Origin of the sequence: Streptomyces antimicrobicus, assembly GCF_020532625.1 — a bacterium.
Classification (GTDB): domain Bacteria; phylum Actinomycetota; class Actinomycetes; order Streptomycetales; family Streptomycetaceae; genus Streptomyces; species Streptomyces antimicrobicus.
Genome location: NZ_JAJAUY010000027.1, coordinates 17,530 through 36,551, shown reverse-complemented (window position 1 = coordinate 36,551; position 19,022 = coordinate 17,530). Strand labels below are relative to the sequence as shown.

The 19,022-nt window shown below is 71.7% G+C and carries 11 protein-coding genes and 1 pseudogene; 5 read left to right on the top strand and 7 right to left on the bottom strand.

The window, feature by feature from the left end; translation table 11 throughout:
• Window positions 1-1,368, top strand: coding sequence for a class I SAM-dependent RNA methyltransferase (locus LG632_RS10140; RefSeq protein ID WP_226726575.1), 1,368 nt, complete (start codon window positions 1-3; stop codon window positions 1,366-1,368).
• Window positions 1,369-1,562: 194 nt separating this feature from the next.
• Here the strand turns inward: LG632_RS10140 and LG632_RS30200 are convergent, their stop codons facing one another.
• The gene (locus LG632_RS30200) at window positions 1,563-5,597 is read right to left on the bottom strand and encodes a helix-turn-helix domain-containing protein (RefSeq protein ID WP_264201620.1); all 4,035 of its coding nucleotides are present in this window, start codon (window positions 5,595-5,597) and stop codon (window positions 1,563-1,565) included.
• A 304-nt stretch (window positions 5,598-5,901) separates the two neighbouring features.
• Here LG632_RS30200 and LG632_RS10125 point away from each other — a divergent pair, with 304 nt between their 5' ends.
• From LG632_RS10125 to LG632_RS10115, 3 genes and pseudogenes are all read left to right on the top strand, one after another.
• The gene (locus LG632_RS10125; RefSeq protein ID WP_226726574.1) at window positions 5,902-7,119 is read left to right on the top strand and encodes a glycosyltransferase 87 family protein; all 1,218 of its coding nucleotides are present in this window, start codon (window positions 5,902-5,904) and stop codon (window positions 7,117-7,119) included.
• Window positions 7,120-7,478: 359 nt separating this feature from the next.
• Window positions 7,479-7,550: pseudogene (locus LG632_RS30195) on the top strand (hypothetical protein); the annotation flags it as partial.
• Between the two features lie 309 nt (window positions 7,551-7,859).
• The gene (locus LG632_RS10115; RefSeq protein ID WP_226726595.1) at window positions 7,860-9,068 is read left to right on the top strand and encodes a glycosyltransferase family 4 protein; all 1,209 of its coding nucleotides are present in this window, start codon (window positions 7,860-7,862) and stop codon (window positions 9,066-9,068) included.
• A 104-nt stretch (window positions 9,069-9,172) separates the two neighbouring features.
• Here LG632_RS10115 and LG632_RS10110 read toward each other — a convergent pair whose 3' ends face one another.
• Both LG632_RS10110 and LG632_RS10105 read right to left on the bottom strand, forming a co-directional pair.
• Window positions 9,173-9,829 carry a response regulator gene (locus LG632_RS10110; protein ID WP_226726573.1) on the bottom strand — a complete coding sequence of 219 codons (657 nt, stop codon included), beginning with the start codon at window positions 9,827-9,829 and terminating at the stop codon, window positions 9,173-9,175.
• Window positions 9,817-11,094, bottom strand: coding sequence for a sensor histidine kinase (locus LG632_RS10105; protein ID WP_226726572.1), 1,278 nt, complete (start codon window positions 11,092-11,094; stop codon window positions 9,817-9,819). The genes LG632_RS10110 and LG632_RS10105 overlap by 13 nt, the downstream gene beginning before the upstream one ends.
• A gap of 692 nt (window positions 11,095-11,786) precedes the next feature.
• On the opposite strand from LG632_RS10105, the gene LG632_RS10100 reads away from it, so the two are divergent.
• On the top strand, window positions 11,787-13,901 hold the full coding sequence (locus LG632_RS10100; protein ID WP_226726594.1) for a DUF2075 domain-containing protein: 2,115 nt from the start codon (window positions 11,787-11,789) through the stop codon (window positions 13,899-13,901).
• Window positions 13,902-13,958: 57 nt separating this feature from the next.
• On the opposite strand, the gene LG632_RS10095 is transcribed toward LG632_RS10100, so the two are convergent.
• The 4 genes from LG632_RS10095 to LG632_RS10080 all read right to left on the bottom strand — a co-directional run bounded on the left by LG632_RS10095 (window position 13,959) and on the right by LG632_RS10080 (window position 18,968).
• Complete coding sequence (locus tag LG632_RS10095) at window positions 13,959-14,087, bottom strand: DUF6408 family protein (protein WP_226726571.1); 129 nt, start codon at window positions 14,085-14,087, stop codon at window positions 13,959-13,961.
• A gap of 189 nt (window positions 14,088-14,276) precedes the next feature.
• Window positions 14,277-16,148: a DUF2075 domain-containing protein gene (locus LG632_RS10090; protein WP_226726570.1), complete on the bottom strand. Its 1,872-nt coding sequence runs from the start codon at window positions 16,146-16,148 to the stop codon at window positions 14,277-14,279.
• A 127-nt stretch (window positions 16,149-16,275) separates the two neighbouring features.
• Window positions 16,276-17,697 carry an FAD-dependent oxidoreductase gene (locus tag LG632_RS10085; RefSeq protein ID WP_226726569.1) on the bottom strand — a complete coding sequence of 474 codons (1,422 nt, stop codon included), beginning with the start codon at window positions 17,695-17,697 and terminating at the stop codon, window positions 16,276-16,278.
• Window positions 17,694-18,968, bottom strand: a complete 1,275-nt coding sequence (locus LG632_RS10080) for an MAB_1171c family putative transporter (protein WP_226726568.1) — start codon at window positions 18,966-18,968, stop codon at window positions 17,694-17,696. Before LG632_RS10080 ends, LG632_RS10085 begins: the two co-directional genes overlap by 4 nt.
• Window positions 18,969-19,022 lie beyond the last annotated feature (54 nt).

Sequence of the window (19,022 nt, the reverse complement as noted above, 5' to 3'; positions counted from 1 at the left end):
ATGACCCCGCAGAACAAGAACGCATCACCGGTCGGTGGGGAGAGCACGGCGCAGGCCGGTTCGCTGGTGGGGCAGGAGTACGAGGTCGAGGTCGGCCCGGTGGCCCACGGCGGCCACTGCATCGCCCGCAACGCCGACGGCCGGGTCCTGTTCGTACGCCACGCCCTGCCGGGCGAGAAGGTCGTCGCCAAGGTCACCGAGGGCGACACCGACTCCCGCTTCCTGCGGGCCGACGCCGTACGCGTCCTGGACGCCTCCAAGGACCGGGTCGAGGCCCCGTGCCCGTACGCCGGCCCCGGCATGTGCGGCGGCTGCGACTGGCAGCACGCCAAGCCCGGCGCGCAGCGCCGCCTGAAGGGCGAGGTCGTCGCCGAGCAGCTCAGCCGCCTCGCCGGCCTCACCCCGGAGCAGGCCGGCTGGGACGGCACGGTCGTGCCCGCCGAGGGCGACAAGCTGCCCGCCGGCCAGGTACCGCAGTGGCGCACCCGCGTCCAGTACGCGATCGACGAGCAGGGCCGCGCCGGCCTGCGCAAGCACCGCTCGCACGACGTCCAGCCGATCGACCACTGCATGATCGCGGCGCCGGGCGTCACGGAGCTGGGCATCGAGAAGCGGGAATGGCCGGCCATGGCCTCGGTCGAGGCCATCGCCGCGACCGGCTCGAACGACCGCCAGGTCGTCCTGACCCCCGTCCCGGGCGGCCGACTGCCCCTGGTGGAGCTGGACAAGCCGGTCTCGGTCCTGCGCGTGGAGGAGAAGGACGGCGGGGTCCACCGGGTCCACGGCCGCCCGTTCGTCCGCGAACGCTCCGACGGCCGCACGTACCGCGTCGGCATGGGCGGCTTCTGGCAGGTCCACCCCCAGGCCGCCGACACCCTGGTCAAGGCCGTCATGCAGGGCCTGATGCCGCGCAAGGGCGAGATGGCCCTCGACCTCTACTGCGGCGTCGGCATCTTCGCGGGCGCCCTGGCCGAACGCCTCGGCGAGACCGGCGCGGTCCTCGGCATCGAGGCGGGCAAGCGCGCCGTCGAGGACGCCCGCCACAACCTGGCGGACTTCCCGCGCGTCCGCATCGAACAGGGCAAGGTCGAGCAGGTCCTGCCGCGCACCCGCATCACGGAGTGCGACCTGATCGTCCTGGACCCCCCGCGCGCCGGCGCCGGCAAGCAGACGGTCCGCCACCTGGCCTCCCTCCACGCGCGCCGCATCGCGTACGTCGCCTGCGACCCGGCGGCCCTGGCCCGCGACCTGGCCTACTTCCGCGACCACGGCTACCGGGTGCGCACGTTGCGGGTCTTCGACCTGTTTCCTATGACTCATCATGTGGAGTGCGTGGCGATTCTGGAGCCGGTGGAGAAGGGGTTCTGAGGCGGGGTGACATGGTGGCCGTGCCGCTTCACCTGTTCCTGCTCGTCCAACAGGTGAAGCGGGGGCCTGTCTGACCATGGCGTGCCTGGGTGCCGACGGTTCGTCGCCGCTCCTTCTGACGGTGCAGGGACCCCCAGGTACGAGACCTGGCACCCAACGGGTCCGGACGTATCACAGGTGTCGGCGACAGATGTTCACAACTCGTCGAGGTCTTCGGCGATCGCGCGATCGATGTTGTGCTGAGCGCTCTCCTGCAGCGCCTTGTAGAAAAGGTCGACGGCAGAACCCCGCGGAAGTCCGGCGCGGATGTGCCGGGCGCGGTCGCTGATGTCGACGTCTTCCTGGTACGGCTTCCCGAGCTCCCGCCAGCGGACACCCGAGAACAGCGCTGAGTAGAGTCTCCCACCGGTGCGGTGCAGCAGGTCTTCCGACAGGCGGGAAGCTGTCTTCAACAGCGTGCTCACGAAGTCCACCCGATCCCACACGACGTTCTCGGGAAGTCTGCTCAGCAGCGGGGCAGCGGCGTGGGCGAGATCGATGTTGCCTTCCTGATAGGGCTCAAGAAGGAGGCTGAGGACCACCTCGTCCGCCGGGCCTGCAACTGTCCAGAAGAGCTGTGGGGCGTGAAACTCGCGACGCCAGGAGTTGTCGCGCGGCTGTGCCAGCCAGCCCTGTACCGATCGCAGCAGGTCCGGTCGGGCGGCGCTGTCAGAGAAGGGGAGCGCAACACTCCATTCGAACGGAAGGGGGTCGAAGCGCTCATCGGTAGGGGCCTCCTCCCAACGCTCGATCCGCGAGCGCAGGAGTCCGACCGCGGCTTCGGCGTCGGCTTGGACAAGGTGGGCGATGAACTGCTGCACCGTGTGATCGCTCAGCGTGGGGAGGGCGGCCAACTGATCGATGAAGAACACACGCTGGGCACTGGTGAGGTCCTGCCACGACAGGAGTCTCTCCATGGTGAACGCCCACCAAAGCCGATACGGCACTGCACCCGTATCGCCGAAAGGTACGGAAGTGAGCAGCTCCAGGGCGAGTTCCCTCGACGTACGCAGCAGGGACACGGCCATGGCCAGGACGCCGGCGCGCACCGTGGGAGCGGGATGGTCGGCCAGAGCACGGGCGAGATCAAGTGCGCCGGCTTCCTGTACGGACGTCTCATGGATGACGTTCTGGAGGGCTTGAGTGGCGGCCAAGACCTCCGCGGCGCTGCCGTCGGCGACAAGCCGACGGCAGGTCTCCACCGCGCGGGGTACATCCAGTCCGAAGGACGCGTGCAGCACTGTGGGCAGCATGACCTGGACAGCTCCCTCCTCCGCGTGGGCGAGCCGGTCGAGGAGCGCGGGAACAAGATCCGGCGATTCTGACAGGGCTTCATCGAGCACCGTTCGGACACCCTCCGAGTGGTGGGCGAGCACCCTGTGTCCCTTTTCGACCAGAGACACGAACAGTGAGGCCACCTGGTCGGTCGGCTGCCTCATCAGCTCGGCCAGGGTGGCGCGGCGCAGTGTGGCCCAGTAGCCCTGGACACTTTCGAGGCTTTCCGTGTCGGCAGTGCGCGGTACGAGGGTCTCGTCGTACGTACCTGTGTGCAGGAGGAGCGCCAGCCGGTGCCCGGCCTCGTCAGGCAACGAGTCGACGACCGTTTGCGCAGCTTCGCTGATCGAGGTCGGACCGTGCCTGAGGACCCAGCTCAGCGAGCGTCGCACCGCGAGGGACACCAGCGGTCCCGGCCGCAGAGCTGCCGTCCGGGCGCCCAGCACCCGGAGAAACTCGGCGTTGTACTGGGCGAAGTCCTCGGTCTGATGACGGAGAACCTCCCGGAAGGTCCTAGCAGCCGCAACCGCGCGCCCTTCGTTCCCCGACACATACTGGTCGAGCAGGATACCTGCCGCACGGTCCCTGATCGGTTCCACGACCTCCGCACGTACCGGGTAGCGATGGAAAGTGAGAGTCCATCCCTCCCGCGTCCGTCCCTCTGCCGTGTCGGAGAACAGCGGATCGAGCAGCGCGAGCGGCATACGGTTCGTGGGACCCGGCACAGTCTCCTCCAGCCACTCCGACAGGGCGTCGAGCAGAATCTCCTGGTACTGCACGGGCTTTCCCGGCCCGTACGAGGCCAGGTCGAGAAGAATGCGCAGCGGTGCGTCCGGGTTCTGATTCAGCGGCCGTTCGTCGTTGCGACCCAGGGACCACAGGAGGTCGTACACGCTGCGCAGATGGTCGAGGTCGACGGCCACGGCTTCCAGTACGCGCGGTGTCTCGCGGAGGATGCCGGCCTGTCCGCAGGCTTCGGACATCCAGCGGTCCTGACTCGGAAGTTCGTCCCCGGTCGCGGGGTGGTCCAGTGCCCACCGCGTCAGGCGGAAAACGCGTTCCGGCTGAAAGGGTGCGATCTTCCGAAGGAGAGGGAGAAGCGCCATGCGGGTGTCCGCGCCGCCCTCCTTGAACTCGGCTTCCATTGCTGCCCACAGGGGGTCAACCACCCCTTTGTGGAGGGAACTCCGGCTGTGCGCCTGCCAGTCAACGCGACCGGCATTGACCAGAGCGTTTGCCAGCGCGTCACCGTCAGCGCGATCCCGGACGAGTTGCAGGTATCCCGTGGGAGAGCCACTGTGCGGGTGCACTGCCGCTTCGGCCAGGAGGACGTCCCCGAGCAGGTCGGGTGAAATCCGTACGGAGGCCCCACGTCGGACCAGGATCCCGGTGCCTTCAAGTGTCCGAAGTCGAGGATTGATGCGGGTGAAGGGCAGTTCCAGGATGGAGGACAGCGCGTTCTGGAAGTGAGGAACGTCGGTGGCAACCGGTTGGAGAGCTGCCACGGCATGCAGCAGAGCCCGGTCGTCATCGGGCTGCGGGGACTGCGAGAGAGCGGACTGTGCGAACACGTCGATCAGCAAGCGGTGAACGTCGGCATGGCTCTGCAAAGCGCTTACTTCGAGATCGCCCCGCTGCACCGCGATCGCAGCGTTCACCAGGAGCAGCGGCGAGTCGGCTGCCACGTGTGCCACGACGCGCGCGGCGTGTTCATTCCCTCCGCCAAGGATCTCCGAGGCCAACGCGTACGCGTCTTCGTGACGGAGCGAGGACAGATCCCATCGGGAAACCTGGTTCTCGTCCGTCTTGGCGGCGCGCAGGGCCTGCTGAACCACAAGCCTGCCGTACGGGCGGGTCGCGATCACCGTACGAGCATGAGGCCGTGCCCGGAGGATGCCGGTTACCACCATGGCGAGGTCGTCCGATCGTTCGTGCGCGTCCTCGATGAGCACGAGCAGTCGTCCGTCTCTCGGTAGGTGATCGAACTCGTCCAGAGCGCAAGGGCCGGGCGGCAGCACCCAAGTGGTCGCTCCAGGTGTGCGCTCCCAGGTGCGTGCGAGCTCGCACAGCAGCCGGCTCTTTCCCTGTCCGGCCGCACCCGTCAGCACAGCGATTCGCGGCTCGTCGTCGCCCGCTGCAAAGGCGGTCATCTCGTCCAGCGTCGCGGTCCGGCCGACCAACCGGAATCCATGGGAGTAGACAGGACTGGGCAGCGAGGCAGGGAACGCCTCTTCTGCCGTCTGCCAGATGCTGGGGGCGCGTACTCCCAGGAACTCTTCCCGCATGTCCGGGAAGAAGCGGTCCACCAGGGTCAATGCCTGATGGCGGGGAAGCTTGTCCACCTCACGGGACAGGGTCCGCGAGTCCCAGATCGTCCACTCATCCAGCTTGTCGCAGGCTTCCAGCACCGCCGCGCTGGCCCTTGTGGACAGGAAGAGGACACATCGGTCGACCCGGGCGCGCGCCCGATCGAGTTCCGCCACGGCCTTCGCGAACGAGGCGGGGCGGAACTTCTCGTACTTCTTGCACTGGATGCCGATGCGCTCCCCGTCGGCTGTGACCACGCGGATGTCGATTCCGTGCTGAGTGTCACCGCTGACCCCGTAGCGCGCGACTTCCTGGGCGTCGGAGTACAGGCGGCTCAGGAACGCATCGCAGAACGCCTCGAACTGATAGGCGTCGAGACGATTGAAGGGCAGCTCGTCCAGGAGCGGACGGCGTGGAGGCGTGACAGCGCCGTCAAGGCCCAGAGTCGCGCGGAGTCGATCCAGCAGCTCTCCTCTGGGCGAGGTCTGGCCGCGCTCCCACCGGCTTACGGTTTGCTGACCGACACCGAGCATGCGGGCCAGTTCTGCCTGGTCCCATCCCCGTGCCTCACGTGCGGATCGGATGTCGACGGCGGGAGTGTCACTCATTCAGGAATCATACGCACCCCCTGCGTGCAGTTCACCCGCCACTGCGAGGGACGCAGCAAAGGCGGCTCCCCGGAAGGTGTTTGAACGCGTGATGCTCTCGGCCTGACGTGTGCCCAGGGACAGCATGGTCGGGTAAACCCCACCATCAGGTCTCGACCTGGACGTCATGACCGGCGGGGGTGTCCCTCGGTGGAATGGCCGGGTGTTGATTCATGGGGTAGTGGCTCGTCTCGCCGGGTGCCGGCGGCCGTTGTGGGTGGCCGGCTGGGTCGTCGCCGCCGGGTGGGCGGCGGGGTTTCCGGTCGTGTCGGCCCTGGACACCCACCGGGTCTGGGGCAGTTGCGCCGCGGTCGGGTACCTGGTGGCGGCCGCGGTCGTCGGGCTGGGGCCGGACCGGGAGCGGACCCGGGCCGTCGCCGTGGGTGCGGCGCTGGCCGGGGCGGTCGTCGTGCCGCTGGCGTACCTGGTGGTCAGCGGGCACGCGCAGAGCGAGGTCGAGGTCATCGAGCGCGCCGGCCGGCTCATGGTGGAGCGGGCCACGCCCTATCTCGACGAGCCCCGTTCGGTCGTCGAGGTCACGCCGTACCTCCCCGGCATGGCGCTGCTCGGGATGCCCCGGGCCCTGCTGGGGGCGGACGACCCGGTCGTACGGGTGCTCGGCGACGCCCGGTTGTGGTGTGCCGCGGTGCTGTTGGGCTGCCTGTGGGCCGGCCGCCGGGCCTTCCGGGTGGCGTCACGCCCCGCATTCGGGGGCGCTGTCCCTGATGTGACTTCGCCTCAGGTGGCGTCCGCCGATGCCGGGTGGGTGCCGTACCGGATCGGGTTGGGTGCGCTGGTCGCCTCGCCGGTGGTTGCGCTGCCGCTCGCCGTGAGTGGGGTGGACCTGCCGCTCGCCGGGCTGCTCTGCCTCGGCCTCGTGCTCGGTGCCCGGCACCGGCCGGTGGCGGCCGGGCTGGTGCTGGCCGCGGCGTGCTCCCTGAAGTGGACCGCGTGGCCGGCTGTGCCCGTCGCCGTGGCCCTGCTCGCCCACCGGGACGGGCTCCGGGCGGCCGTCCGCTGCGGCCTGGTCGCGTTCGCCGGTACGGCCCTGGCCGTGCTGCCCGGTGTGCTGCTGTCCCCGCGGGCCATGGCCGAGCAGGTGCTCGCGTTCCCCACCGGGCGCGGGGAGTTCAGCACTCCGGCGAGCAGCCCGCTGCCCGGTCGGCTGCTCGCCGAGCTGGGCCCCGTGGGCTGGTACGCGGCGGTGGGGATGCTCCTCGCCGGCGGGCTCGCGGTGGCGGTCTCGCTCGTCGTACGGCCGCCCCGGGACCTGCTCGCGGCCGCCGACCGGCTGGCCCTCGGCCTCTCCCTCGCCTTCCTGCTCGCCCCCGCCGGGCGCTTCGGCTACCTCGCCCTGCCCGTCCTGCTGGTGGTGTGGCCCCGGCTGGTACGGGCCGGCGCCCGGGGCCGCCCCGCCCCGCAGCGGCCGGACGCGCCGTCCGCGGTCCCGGCGCTGCCCGTGCCCGCCGGTGATGTCCGGTGACGGGCCGCCCCGGAGGCGGGCGCTGCGGCGGGGTCCGCTGCGCCGAGTACGGGCTCTGCACCTGGGTCCTGGCCGATCTGACCGGGCCCGCCGGGCACATCCAAGCGTGGAACCGCTGCCCGGCCCCGCCCGCTGGCTGCGCACCACCGTCGGGCTGCTCGGCGGCTCCGCCCGGATCACCGTCCACCGGACGGCGCTGGGCGCCCGGCCCGGACGGGGCGCCCTGAGCCTGCCGCGCCGCCGCGGCCTACCCGCAGACGGCCGCGCGTACCTGACCGGCGGGGCCCGCGGCCCCGGCCCCGACGAGGAGTTCCGCACAGCCCGCCCGCCCGCCCGGCCGCTCGGCCGGACCGCTGCCGGTGCCGGTGCCGGTGCGCAGCTTGGACCAGTTCGCCGAAGCGACCGGAGGAGCCTCCATCGGCTTCGTCAAGGCCGACGTCGAGGGCGCCGAACTCGCCGTGCTGCGCGGCGGGGCACGGCGAGTTCGGCGCGCCACCGCCCCGCCCTGCTGCTGGAGGCCCAGGACCGCCACCTGGGCACGTGCACGTACGGCGCCCGTTCGGAGGAGGAGGAGGAGGTGCTGGAGCGCCCCGCCGGCCACGGCCACCGCGCCCACGGCCCGCGGGGCGACCACTGGGCGGAGGGCGACCGGATCACCCCGGAACGCCGACGACTACCTGTGCCGCAGCACCGCACCGCCACCCCCGCCGCACCGCCGGCCACGACGGAGGACCCGCCGCATGACCACCCTGATCGTCACCAACGACTTCCCGCCCCGCCAGGGCGGCATCGAGACGTTCGTACACGCCATGGCCACCCGGATGCCCGGCGACGACGTCGTGGTGTACACCTCCGACGAGCCCGGCGCGGCGGAGTACGACGCCACCTTGCCCTTCCCCGTCGTACGCGACCGGGCGCGGATGCTGCTGCCCACCGGCCGCGTCACCCGCCGGGCCCTGGACATCGCGCGGGAACACGGCGCCGACCGGGTGTGGTTCGGGGCCGCGGCCCCCCTCGCCGCCATGGCCCCGGACCTGCGGCGCGGCGGGATCCGCCGCATGGTGGCCACCACCCACGGGCACGAGATCTGGTGGGCGCGCACGCCGGGGGCCGCCCGGCTGCTGCGCCGGATCGGCGACCACGTCGACGTCGTCACGTACCTGGGCGAGTACACCCGGACCCGGATCGCGCCCGCCCTCGGCCCGCGGGCCCGGCTGGAGCAGCTGGTGCCGGGTGTCGACGCGGCGGCCTTCCGGCCCGCCGAGGGCGGCTCGGAGGCGGCCCGCCGAGTACGCGAGCGGCACCGGCTGACCGGTCGCCGGGTGATCCTCTGCGTGTCCCGGCTGGTGCGCCGCAAGGGGCAGGACGTCTTGATCAAGGCGATGCCGGCGGTCCTGCGCAGTACGCCGGACGCGGTCCTGGTGATCGTCGGACAGGGGCCGGACGCGGCCCGGCTGCGCCGCCTCGCCTCCCGGTACGCCCCCGGCCGGGTGGTGTTCACCGGTGGGCTCGACCACGCCGCGACCGCCCCGTACTACGCGGCCGCCGACGTGTTCGCCATGCCGTGCCGGACCCGCAAGGCGGGGCTGGAGGCGGAGGGCCTGGGGATCGTGTTCCTGGAGGCGGCGGCCAGCGGCCTCCCGGTGGTCGCCGGCGACTCGGGCGGAGCTCCGGACACGGTCCTGGAGGGCGTCACCGGCACCGTCGTCGACGGGCGTTCCCCCGCCGCGGTGGCCGAGGCCCTGACCGCCACCCTGGCCTCGGAGGGGGCGGGGAGCGTGCGCGGCGAGGCCGGCCGCCGCTGGGTGGAGCGCCACTGGTCCTGGGAGGGATCGGCCGAGCGCCTGGGCGCCCTCCTGGACCCTGACCTGCCCCTGTCCGACGCCGGCCGGCAGCCGGCGGCCCGGACCTCGGAATCCGGCCGGGGCCTCGGCGCCGATTGGAGGTGACGGACGCCGGGGCGGGACCGCACTGCACCGCACCGCCCCATTCCCCCGGGGCGGTGCCCCGCCCGACCCCCGGACCCCGCCCGCACCGGGCCGGCGCCCGTGCGCTACGCCTGCTCCCCCCGCAGGTGTGCCAGTACCGCCAGCACCCGGCGGTTGCCCTCGGCCGGGTCGAGGTCCAGCTTCATGAAGATGTTGCCGGCGTGCTTGACCACGGATGCCTCGGTGACCGTCAACCTCCGCGCGATGGACTGGTTGTTGAGGCCCTCCGCCATCAGCGCGAGCACCTCCCGCTCGCGCGGGGTGAGCCGCAGCAGCGGCTTGTCGGCGGCCTGGAGCAGCACCCGGATCACCTCCGGGTCGATGACCGTCTGCCCGCCGGCCACCCGGTCCAGCGCGTCCAGGAACTCCGAGACCTCCCCGACCCGGTCCTTGAGCAGGTAGCCCAGGCCGCCGCCCTCGGCGGAGCCGCCGGCGAAGAGCTGGTTGGCGTAGGCCGTGGCGACGTACTGGGAGAGCACCAGGACCGGCAGCCCGGGATGCCGGGACCGCAGTTCCAGGGCGGCCCGCAGCCCCTCGTCGCGGAAGCCGGGCGGCATCCGCACGTCCGTGATGACCACGTCGGGGCGGTCCGCGTCCACGGCGCGGGCCAGTTCACCGGCGTCGCCGACGGCGGCCACCACCTCGTGACCGACCCGGGAGAGCAGTTCCACCAGGCCGGCGCGCAGCAGCACGGCGTCCTCGGCGAGCACTACGCGGAGCACGGCACCTCCACCCGCAGCTGGGTCGGTCCGCCGACGGGACTGATCACGATGAGCCTGCCCTTCAGAATCGCTACGCGGTCGGCCAATCCTTGCAAACCGGACCCGACGGTCGGATCGGCCCCGCCCCGGCCGTCGTCGCTCACGACCAGGACGAGCTGCTCGCCCTCCAGTCGGCCGTGCACCACGACCTCGTCGGCGCCGCTGTACTTGGACGCGTTGGCGAGCGCCTCCGTGACGGTGAAGTACGCCATGTTCTCCACCGAGGCGGGCAGTCGGCGGGGGAGTTCGATGTCGACGGTCACCGGGATCGGGTTGCGCAGGGCGAGTTCGCTGACCGCCGCGGCCAGACCGTGGTCGGTGAGCACCTGGGGATGGATGCCGCGGACCAGGCTGCGCAGCTGCTCCAGCGCCTGCTTGGCCTCCCCGCGGGCCCGCGCGATCAGCGGCAGCGCGGGGGAGTCCTGGCCTCGCAGCTCCAGTTCGGCCAGACCCAGCGTCATGGTCAGTGCCACCAGCTGCTGTTGGGCGCCGTCGTGCAGATCGCGTTCGATGCGCCGCCGCTCCGCCTCGAAGGCGTCCACCAACCGGGCCCGGGAGCGCGTGAGTTCGATGACCCGGCTGCCGAGGTCCTCCTCGCGGGCGGAGAGCAGGACCTGGGCGGCCCGGACCTGGGCCCCGGCCAGCAGCGCGCCCGCGTACGCGGCGAGCACCAGCCCCACCAGGCCCGCCAGGGTGCCGGGCAGCGCGGCGACGGGTTCCGAGATCGGCTGCCCGGGGACGAGCATCACCGTGTCCGGCGCGATGGCCCAGACGATGACCGGCGTCACGAGCAGGATCGCGGACATGGCCAGCAGGGCGGTGAAACCGATCCCGAACGCCGTGAACACCACGGCGAGCAGCAGCGTGTACGCCAGCTCCCGCCAGGTGGCGCGCTCCTTGAGCCGGGTCCGCAGCCACGGCAGGGCCCCGGTCCCCGGCAGCGAACCGTGCGGGTCGACCAGAGGGACGGGTTCCACCAGCCGGAGCCGGCGCCGCTCCAGGGCCGCGACGGGTACGCCGGTCACCGCGACCCCGGCCAGCACCACCAGCCCGATCCCCAGCACCGACAGGCCGATCCCCGCGAAGAGCAGCACGGACAGCACGGCGAACAGCAGCGCGCCCAGCACCGTGCCGCTGAGCAGGAAGGCCCAGGCGCGCAGCGGCCAGGGGGAGAGCAGGAAACGGACGGGACGCCGCCGTACGGCCGCCCACACGGCGACGTTCATCGCGGGGTTCCTCCAGGGGTTCGGCGGTGCGGCGGCGCCCGGCCGCCGCCCGGCCGCCGCCCGGACCCGCGGTCGTCGGACGGGCTCCGTCCCTGGACTCTAACTCCGGGCAGCAAGGAGAACCCTCTCCCGCCTACTCGGCGCAGACCACTGCGCCCACGCTCCTGACCTGGCCGAACGGCGGACATGCCGTTGCTGACCGCCCTCGGGCGACAGGCCTCAGGCGACCGACCTCCGGATGCCCGCCGTCCATCTCTCCGCCGTGTCCAAGAGCCACCCGAGCGCCGCCGGCCCCGTCCCCGTGCGCCACGAGGTGACCGCGGCCTTCCCGCAGCGCGCGCCGGCGGCGGTGACGGGCCCCTCGGGCTCCGGGAAGACCACCCTGCTGCACTGCGCGGCCGGTCGAGCCCGGCCGGGGACGACCGTGGGCAGGTCATGCTCGGCGACACCGGCCTGGCGGCCTGCGGGGAACGCGAGCTCACCGAAGTGCGGGGGCGCCGGATCGGCTTCCTCCTCACGGCCCCCTTCCGAGTGCAGGTCGAAAACCGGCCAGATCCTGCCTGACGCCGTTCTCCGGTGGGGCGGCCGTTCTTTAGGATCACCGGAACCGATTGCGGCCCGACGGGCTTCCGACCAGGACATGCCCCCACCCGCGCGAGTCACTCGTGCCCTGGGGGAACCACCTCGTGTCCATGCTCTTGCTGAAGTTGTCGGCGAAGGATCTGCTCACCCTGAACGCCCGTCGCCGCATGGTGCCGCACCTCGCCGCCCGGTGGCGGCACTTCCGCGGTGCCGACGCTTCGCTGTCGGAGCGCTCCGCCTGGGCGGAGAGCCTGGTCAGCCTCGCCGGCGACCTCGTCGCGGCAGGGCGCGGGAACGTGGAGATGATCGTCGAGTGTGCCGCGACGATCGACGAGAGCGACCGTCCCGGTGACCCCCGGCTGATCGACGTCCTCCTCGTGGGCAGGCACCCGTCCGGGAGCGGGCCGTCCGTGCAGTTGGTGGAGTTGAAGCGCTGGTCGATGGTGACCAGGGTGGAACAGGCCGCCGCCGAGCTGGTTCACGTGCCGGGAATGGGGGAGAAGAGGCATCCGGCCCTGCAGCTCCGCGAGTACTACCAGGCGTTCACGGGTGAGCGCGGCCCGTTCGGGCGCCTGGAGTTCGCGTGCGGCGGCTTCGCCTACCTGCACAATGCCACGGAGGACTCCGTGCGCCCCCTGATCGACGTGGGGGCGCCGACGGGTGCCTACGCACGCGTGTACACGGGAGACCGGCGCGACCAGTTGCTCTCCGATCTGCGCAAGCACTTCGCGGAGGACGGCGCCGCGTCCGAGGCCGAGAAACTGCTGCAGGGGATGGGCCTGCGCAACACGCCCCTGCTGGACGCCATGATCGCGTCGCGGGGCGAGGACACCGTCTTCACCCTCCGAGGAAGGCAGAAGGAGGTCGCCGATCAGATCCTGAGTACCGCGGCCAAGGTCCTGCCGGATCCGGAGCGTCCCGCCCTCGTCCCGGACGAACGCCGCGTGGTCTTCGTGGTGACCGGCGGGGCCGGCACCGGCAAGAGTGCGATCGGCCTCCAGATCAAGGCCGAGCTGGAGGCGCAAGGGCGGACGGTCAAGTACGCCAGCGGCAGCCGGGCCTTCAACGGGGCCCTTCAGGAGCACGTCGGTTACGGCGACCGCGAGTTCAGGGAGTCCTTCACCTACTTCAGCAACTTCGTCACGCCGCCGGACCCGCCGCTGGACGTCCTGATCTGCGACGAGGCCCACCGCCTTCGGGACCGGTCCACCAACCGGTTCTGGAAGCCGGAGGACTGGGGCACGGGTCCGCAGGTGGACGAGCTGCTCGCGGCTTCCCGCCTCACCGTCTTCTTCCTGGACGAGGGGCAGTCGGTCCGGCCCAACGAGGTCGGTACCGTCGCCCTCATCGAGGACGCCGCCAAGAGGCACGACGCCGTACTCGTCCCCAGCAACCTCCGGGAGCAGTTCCGCTGCGGCGGCAGCGACGCGTACATCCGCTGGGTACGCGCGGTGCTGGGAGTGGCGGACGAGCCGGTGGAGCAGTGGAGGCCGGACGGACTCATGCACGTGGAAGTGGTGGACACGCCCGAGGAACTCGAGCGGATCATCCGCACCGAGGTACTGGCCGGGGCTTCCGGGCGCATGGTCGCGGGCTACTGCTGGCCCTGGACCAAACCCCTGGGCAAGGAGAGGCGGCTGGAGCCGGACGTCCGTATCGGCGACTGGCACCGGCCCTGGAACGCGGACAGCGACAGCTCCTGCGAGGGAGGCCAGGCCCCGCCGTCCAAGACCTGGTCGGTGGACGCCAAAGGCCTCGGGCAGATCGGCTGCGTGTACACGGCGCAAGGCCTGGAGTGGGACTGGTGCGGTGTGATCATGGGCGAGGACATGGTGCGCCGGGGTGACGAGTGGGTCTTTCGCCGGGGCAAGGAACGCACGGAGGCGGGTTCCAAGATCAAGAGGGTCGACCGGCCCGGGTCCTTCGACCCCAAGGTGCGACCGGGCAGCGTCGACGACGAGGAGTTCGCGCGGCTCATCCGTCACGCGTACCACGTGCTGATGACCAGGGCCAGCCGCGCAACGGTGCTCTACTCCACCGACGCGGAGACCAGGGCGTACCTCAAGGAACTCGTGGGCGAGGTCGAGATCCACGACCTGCGCCCCACCTGGGAAAACCTCCCCCCGGAGGCCCGCAGGGCGCATCTGCCCCGCCCCGGCAGAGGCGGCCGGGGCAAGAAGCGCAAGCACAGGGGCGCGAAGCAGGCGGAGCTGCGGCTGTTCTGACGGGAACGCCGAAGGAGCCGGGGGTGGCGGGCTCACCGGGCCCGCCACCTGCCTGCGTCAGAAGAGCAGGCTCGCAATCGCCACCAGGGCCGCCACCAGAAGGTTGGAGACGACTCCCGCAGCGATGTCGATCAGGATCTCGCGGATCCGCTCACGACGCGCAGACTTGTACTCGACCGAGGCCATGGCCACTCCAGAGGGTGAGATGCGGAATGGCAGGGGGACGCCCTACCGGGTGTCCACGCTCACGTCGTGTGTCGCCACTCGACGGGCACAACCAGTCCGATCTCGCCGCCCGTTGGGGCAACCCATGAACCCGCGCCTCGTACCCTCCGGGAAGGTGCGCAGCGCGACAATGTTAACTCGGCAGCACAGTCAGGGCGTTGCCGGTACCAGGGAGCGGAGCTTCTCCCGGGTCTCGGGGTCCGTCGAGTAGATGATCGTGCCCACCATGCCCCGGGTCAGCAGCACCTTGTAGGTGTTGCGGACCAGCCGGTCGACGTCGTCGTCCGGGGTCGACCTGGTGAACGAGGGATCCTTGGAGGCCAGCCGGTCCACGATCCAGCGGTCGTTCCGCCAGACGAGGTCCGGGCCCATGATCACACCGGACCAGTCGTACTCGAAGCCCTGCGCGGTGTAGACGCAACCGACCTGGCCGAAGCCCGCGGGATCGGTCGCCCAGAGCGGGGCGGGCGGTGCGCCCAGGAAGGAGCGGTCCCCGTACAGGTTCCACGGCCGGGCCCAGTCGCCGATGACGACGTCCGCCGGAAGCGTGCTCATGTCCGGTGTGATCTTCGTCGTCCACTTCCAGCAGTACCCCGCGGACATGCGCGCCCCGTAACCCTGGGCGCGCCGGGCGGTCAGGAAGTCCTCGAGCTCCTGCGGGCTGTCCGCCGTCAGCAGTTCCACCTTGCCGTCCGGCTCCCAGACGCCGGGACCGTCACCCTCCAGACCCAGCAGGCCCGTCACCCAGCGCAGGTACGCGTCGCTGCCCCCGCAGCGGAACTGGCTGTCCAGCTCCACCACCGTGCACTCCAGTCCCTGCTCGGCGGCGGCGTCCTGGATCTCCCGCACGGTGCCCATCTCCCCGGGACGCACCACCTGATGCTGGTCGAGGAGGAACACGGGCACCCGGGCGGCGTCGATCAGCTCTGCCACCTGGGCCCGGCCCGTGCGCAGCTCGGCCTTGGTGTACCGGTTGGCGGAGGTCTTGCGCAGCCGGTGCGCCTCGTCGCAGACGAGCACGTCGAGATCGTTGGGCTCGGCCTCCATGAAGCTGTTGAAGTAGCGGAACAGCCGTTGGACCTCCGGCTTGCGAGCGCCCGCGACCTTGCGCATTGTCTTGGTGAACGACTGCGATCCGGTGGCGTGGAGTGCCGGGACTCCACGCCGGTACAGGTCACCGAGCAGGGACAGGGCGATCACGCTCTTGCCGGAGCCCGGTCCGCCCGCGACGACGATCACCTGCTTGTGGTGGGAGCGCCGAGCCTTCCTGACGGCCGACATCACCGTCTCGTAGGCGAGCCGCTGCTCGTCCAGCAGGACGAACTGCTCGCGGCTGCGCACCTCTTCGGCGGCGACCGCCATCAGCTGCTTGGACGGGCGCACCTTCCCCTGCAGCAGGATGTCGGCCGCCTCGGCACCGGGCCGCGGGGCCAGCCTCGAGCGAAGGTAGGCCAGGAACGCGCCCCGCTGCTCACCGGTGAACAGGCGACCGCGTTCGTCCTCCGGTACGTCGCGCAGCCCCGCGACGCCGAACTCCGTGGCGTTGTGCAGGTACGCCACCCCGGCGAGCCACTCAGGGTGCTGCTCCAGAGCCCCGTTGAAAGCGACCAGGTACTCGCAGTAGCCCCGCACCTGCTCGATCGGGTTGAGAACCGGACCGGGGTAGGTGTCGATACGGCACCGCAGCGGATCGTCCTCCTCCGGGTACGCGTTGCTCCACTGCTTGAGCTCCACGACCACGTACGACGGCTCGCCGGTCGCCGGGTGCACTCCGGCGAGTATCACGTCCGCGCGCTTGCTGGTCAGGGGCAGTCCGTACTCCAGCAGCATCTCGACCTCGCCGAGCCCCGCCTCCACCAGCGCATTGGTGAGCGCGGGGACGCTGCGCTCCCAGGAGCGCACCTCCGACGGTTGCGGCCGGTGGCGGTGCTTGTGCAGGAAGTTCTCGGTGAGGAGCTCTGCCAGCCGTCCTTCGAGGTGGGTGCGGTCGGCCAGCGAGGCCGCGGACTCACGGAACAGCAAGAAAATGCCCCCAGGCAGCACGAAGTAGCTCGCGCGGGTGGGGGCATGTCCTTCGAGGTCCACGGAGGTGGAGCGGAAGCCCGGCGGGCCGCTGAGATGGTGCCGCCATTCTAGGACAGAGCGTTGATCATGATCCGCCTCGGCCGGTCCTCGCCGGCCCGTCGAGCAGGGCCTGTTCCGTCGGGGTGAGGGGTGGGTGGGTGAGTGGGGGGCGGGTGGGGCCTCTGAGGGCCGTCAGGAGGGTGCGGGGGGTGACCAGGGAGGTGGGGTGGGACTGGAGGGACAGGACGTTCGTCAGGGCCGTGGCCGCGTGGAAGGAGCCCGTGGCCGTGCGGGAGAGGCGGCTGACGTAGCGGTGCAGGAGGCGGTCGGCCACGGTCGGGTGTTTGCCGCGGGTCGAGGGGAAGTGGATGTCCTGGCCGACCGCCAGGGTCCAGGCGGTGTCGACGGGGCGGGCGATCGCGCGTTGGGCGCGCCGGGCCAGGCCCGGGGACGGGCGGGTCGCCAGCGCGTCGCGCAGGGCTACGGCGCCCAGGGCCGCCACCGACATGCCTTGGGCGTAGACCGGGTTGAAGGTGGCGACCGAGTCGCCGAGCGCCACCAGGCCCTCCGGCCAGGAGCGCAGGCGTTCGTAGTAGTGGCGGCGGTTGGCCGTGCTGTGGGTGACGCTGACCTCGGTGAGGGGTTCGGCGTGGCGCAGGAGGTCGGCCAGGACGGGGTGGCGCAGGGCGCGGGCGAACGGCTCGAAGTCCTCCGGGTCGCGGGTGGGCCGGCCGCCCGGACCGCCCATCAGGCTGACGTGCCAGCGGTCGCCCTCGATCGGCAGGATGCCCCCGGCGCCGGCGGGCCCAGGAAGCCGCGGATCGGCCTGCACTCCCACGACCGGCCAGCCGCGGTTGGGGACCGGGGCGCGGTAGAGCCGGCTGGCGTAGGCCAGGCCGGAGTCGATGTGGTCCTCGGCGAGGCCGGTGACGCCCAGGTGCGCGAGCCACTCGGGCAGCCGGGAGGAGCGGCCGGAGGCGTCGACGACCAGGTCGGCGGGCAGTTCGCGGACCGTGCCGTCGGCCTGCTCGACCCTGAGCCCCGTGACGGTGCGGGCGTCGCCGGTCAGGCCGACGGCCCTGCACCGGCTGCGCAGGCGGACCCGGGGGTCGGACAGGACCCTCGCGCGGACCACGGAGTCGGTCAGGTCGCGGCTGGCGGTGATCACGAAGTGGGTGGCGTGCTCCCAGCGGCGGTACCAGCCCTCGGGGGAGTGGATGACCATGTCGGTGGTCACGGGGACGCGGTGGGCGCCCGCCGACGTCAGGCGGTCGACGGTGCCCGGCAGCAGCGCGTCGATCGCCTCCGCTCCGCCGGCCTGCAGCCAGTGGATGTGCGCCGCCTGCGGAACTCCCGTACGCGGCAGTGGCCCTTCGGGCAGTTCGTGCGCCTCGACGACCTCGACCGAGGCGACGTGGTCCTTGACGGCGGCCGCCGCGAGCATGCCGGCGATGCTGCCCCCGACGACGACGACGTGCCGGGGTGCCCAGCTCGTGGCTTCTCTCATGACGGGCTGCTTTCTGCTGTCTGCGCGGGTGCGGGTGCGGGTGCGGGTGCGGGTCCGGGTGCGGGTCCGGTGGCCGGTCCGGGCGCGGGCCCGGGTGCGGGATCCGCGTACGCCGCGTACGCGCGGAGGTCGGGGCCGGTCACCGAGGCGACCGCCAAGGAAAGGGGAATCAGGTCCTGCCCGCGTACGGCCGAGGCCTGGGCGCCGTGGTCCAGCCGCTCCGGTCCCGTGCGCTGCCGATCGCGGGCGACGAGGATCATGACGGCGTCGGCGGTGACCGCCGCGCGGGCCTCGTCCTGGCCGTCGCGCAGGGCCGCGCGGTGCGCCGCCTCGCGGACCGCGGGGTCGCAGTAGGGGGCGAGCGCGAGCACGGCGTCGTACAGGGCCGTCCTCCGCCCGGTGAGGAGCACGGTGGGCGGGGTCCGCCACCAGGGCAGGGAGCTGCGGATCGCGCTGGGGGTGGGCACCTGCCTGAGGGCCAGCCACAGCGGTCGCAGCAGCCGCAGTTGGCGCACGGCGCGTACCGTCCGGGTCACGCGGGGACCCGCGAGCGGCACCAGGAACCCGACGGCGCCGAGGACCGCGGTGGGACTGGCGAGCAGCGGGGAGACCTCGTCCACGAGGAAGTCCAGGTCGTGGCCGGTCCAGCGGGCGGCCACCGCCACCAGGCGCATGGCGTCGTAGCAGACGTTGATCAGGTACGCGGGGGCGAGGATGCGCAGCCCGGCCCGCAGCGAGCCGCGGACCTCCCGGGACCACCGCCAGCACAGCACGCTCGCGGCGACCATCGCCACGGCCTGGGCGACCAGGTAGGTGACGATCATCTCGCGGATGAAGGGGGTGTTCGCGTAGTACGCGTCGAAGAGCGTCACCTGCTCCACGGGGGCGTCCCCGGCCCAGAACAGTCCGACGACCGCGACGACGGCCAGGCCGTAGGCGATCAGGCACACGCGCGAGAGCCGCCGGGTCTGCTCCGGCGCCCCGGGGCGCCAGTTGATGATGAGCAGCAGGCTGGCCCCGGCGAAAGCGATCATCGTCGCGTACACCACCGGGGCGGCGAAGTTGGGCGTGCCGGTGAGCCGGTTGAGCGCGACGATGGAGTCCGGGGCGGCGAAGATCATCAGCCAGCCCGCGACGAAGAGGAGCAGGCAGGCCGCGCGGAGCAGGCCGTCCCTCCGGCGGCGGAGCAGCGCGGGGATCTTCAGGGCGCAGACGAGCAGGAGCATGATCCCGCAGAGGTAGAAGCTGAGACTGCTGGTTCCGGACGGCAACGTGCTGCTTCTCCTCTAGGTGGGGTGGAACCGAACGGAACCGCACGGAAGTGA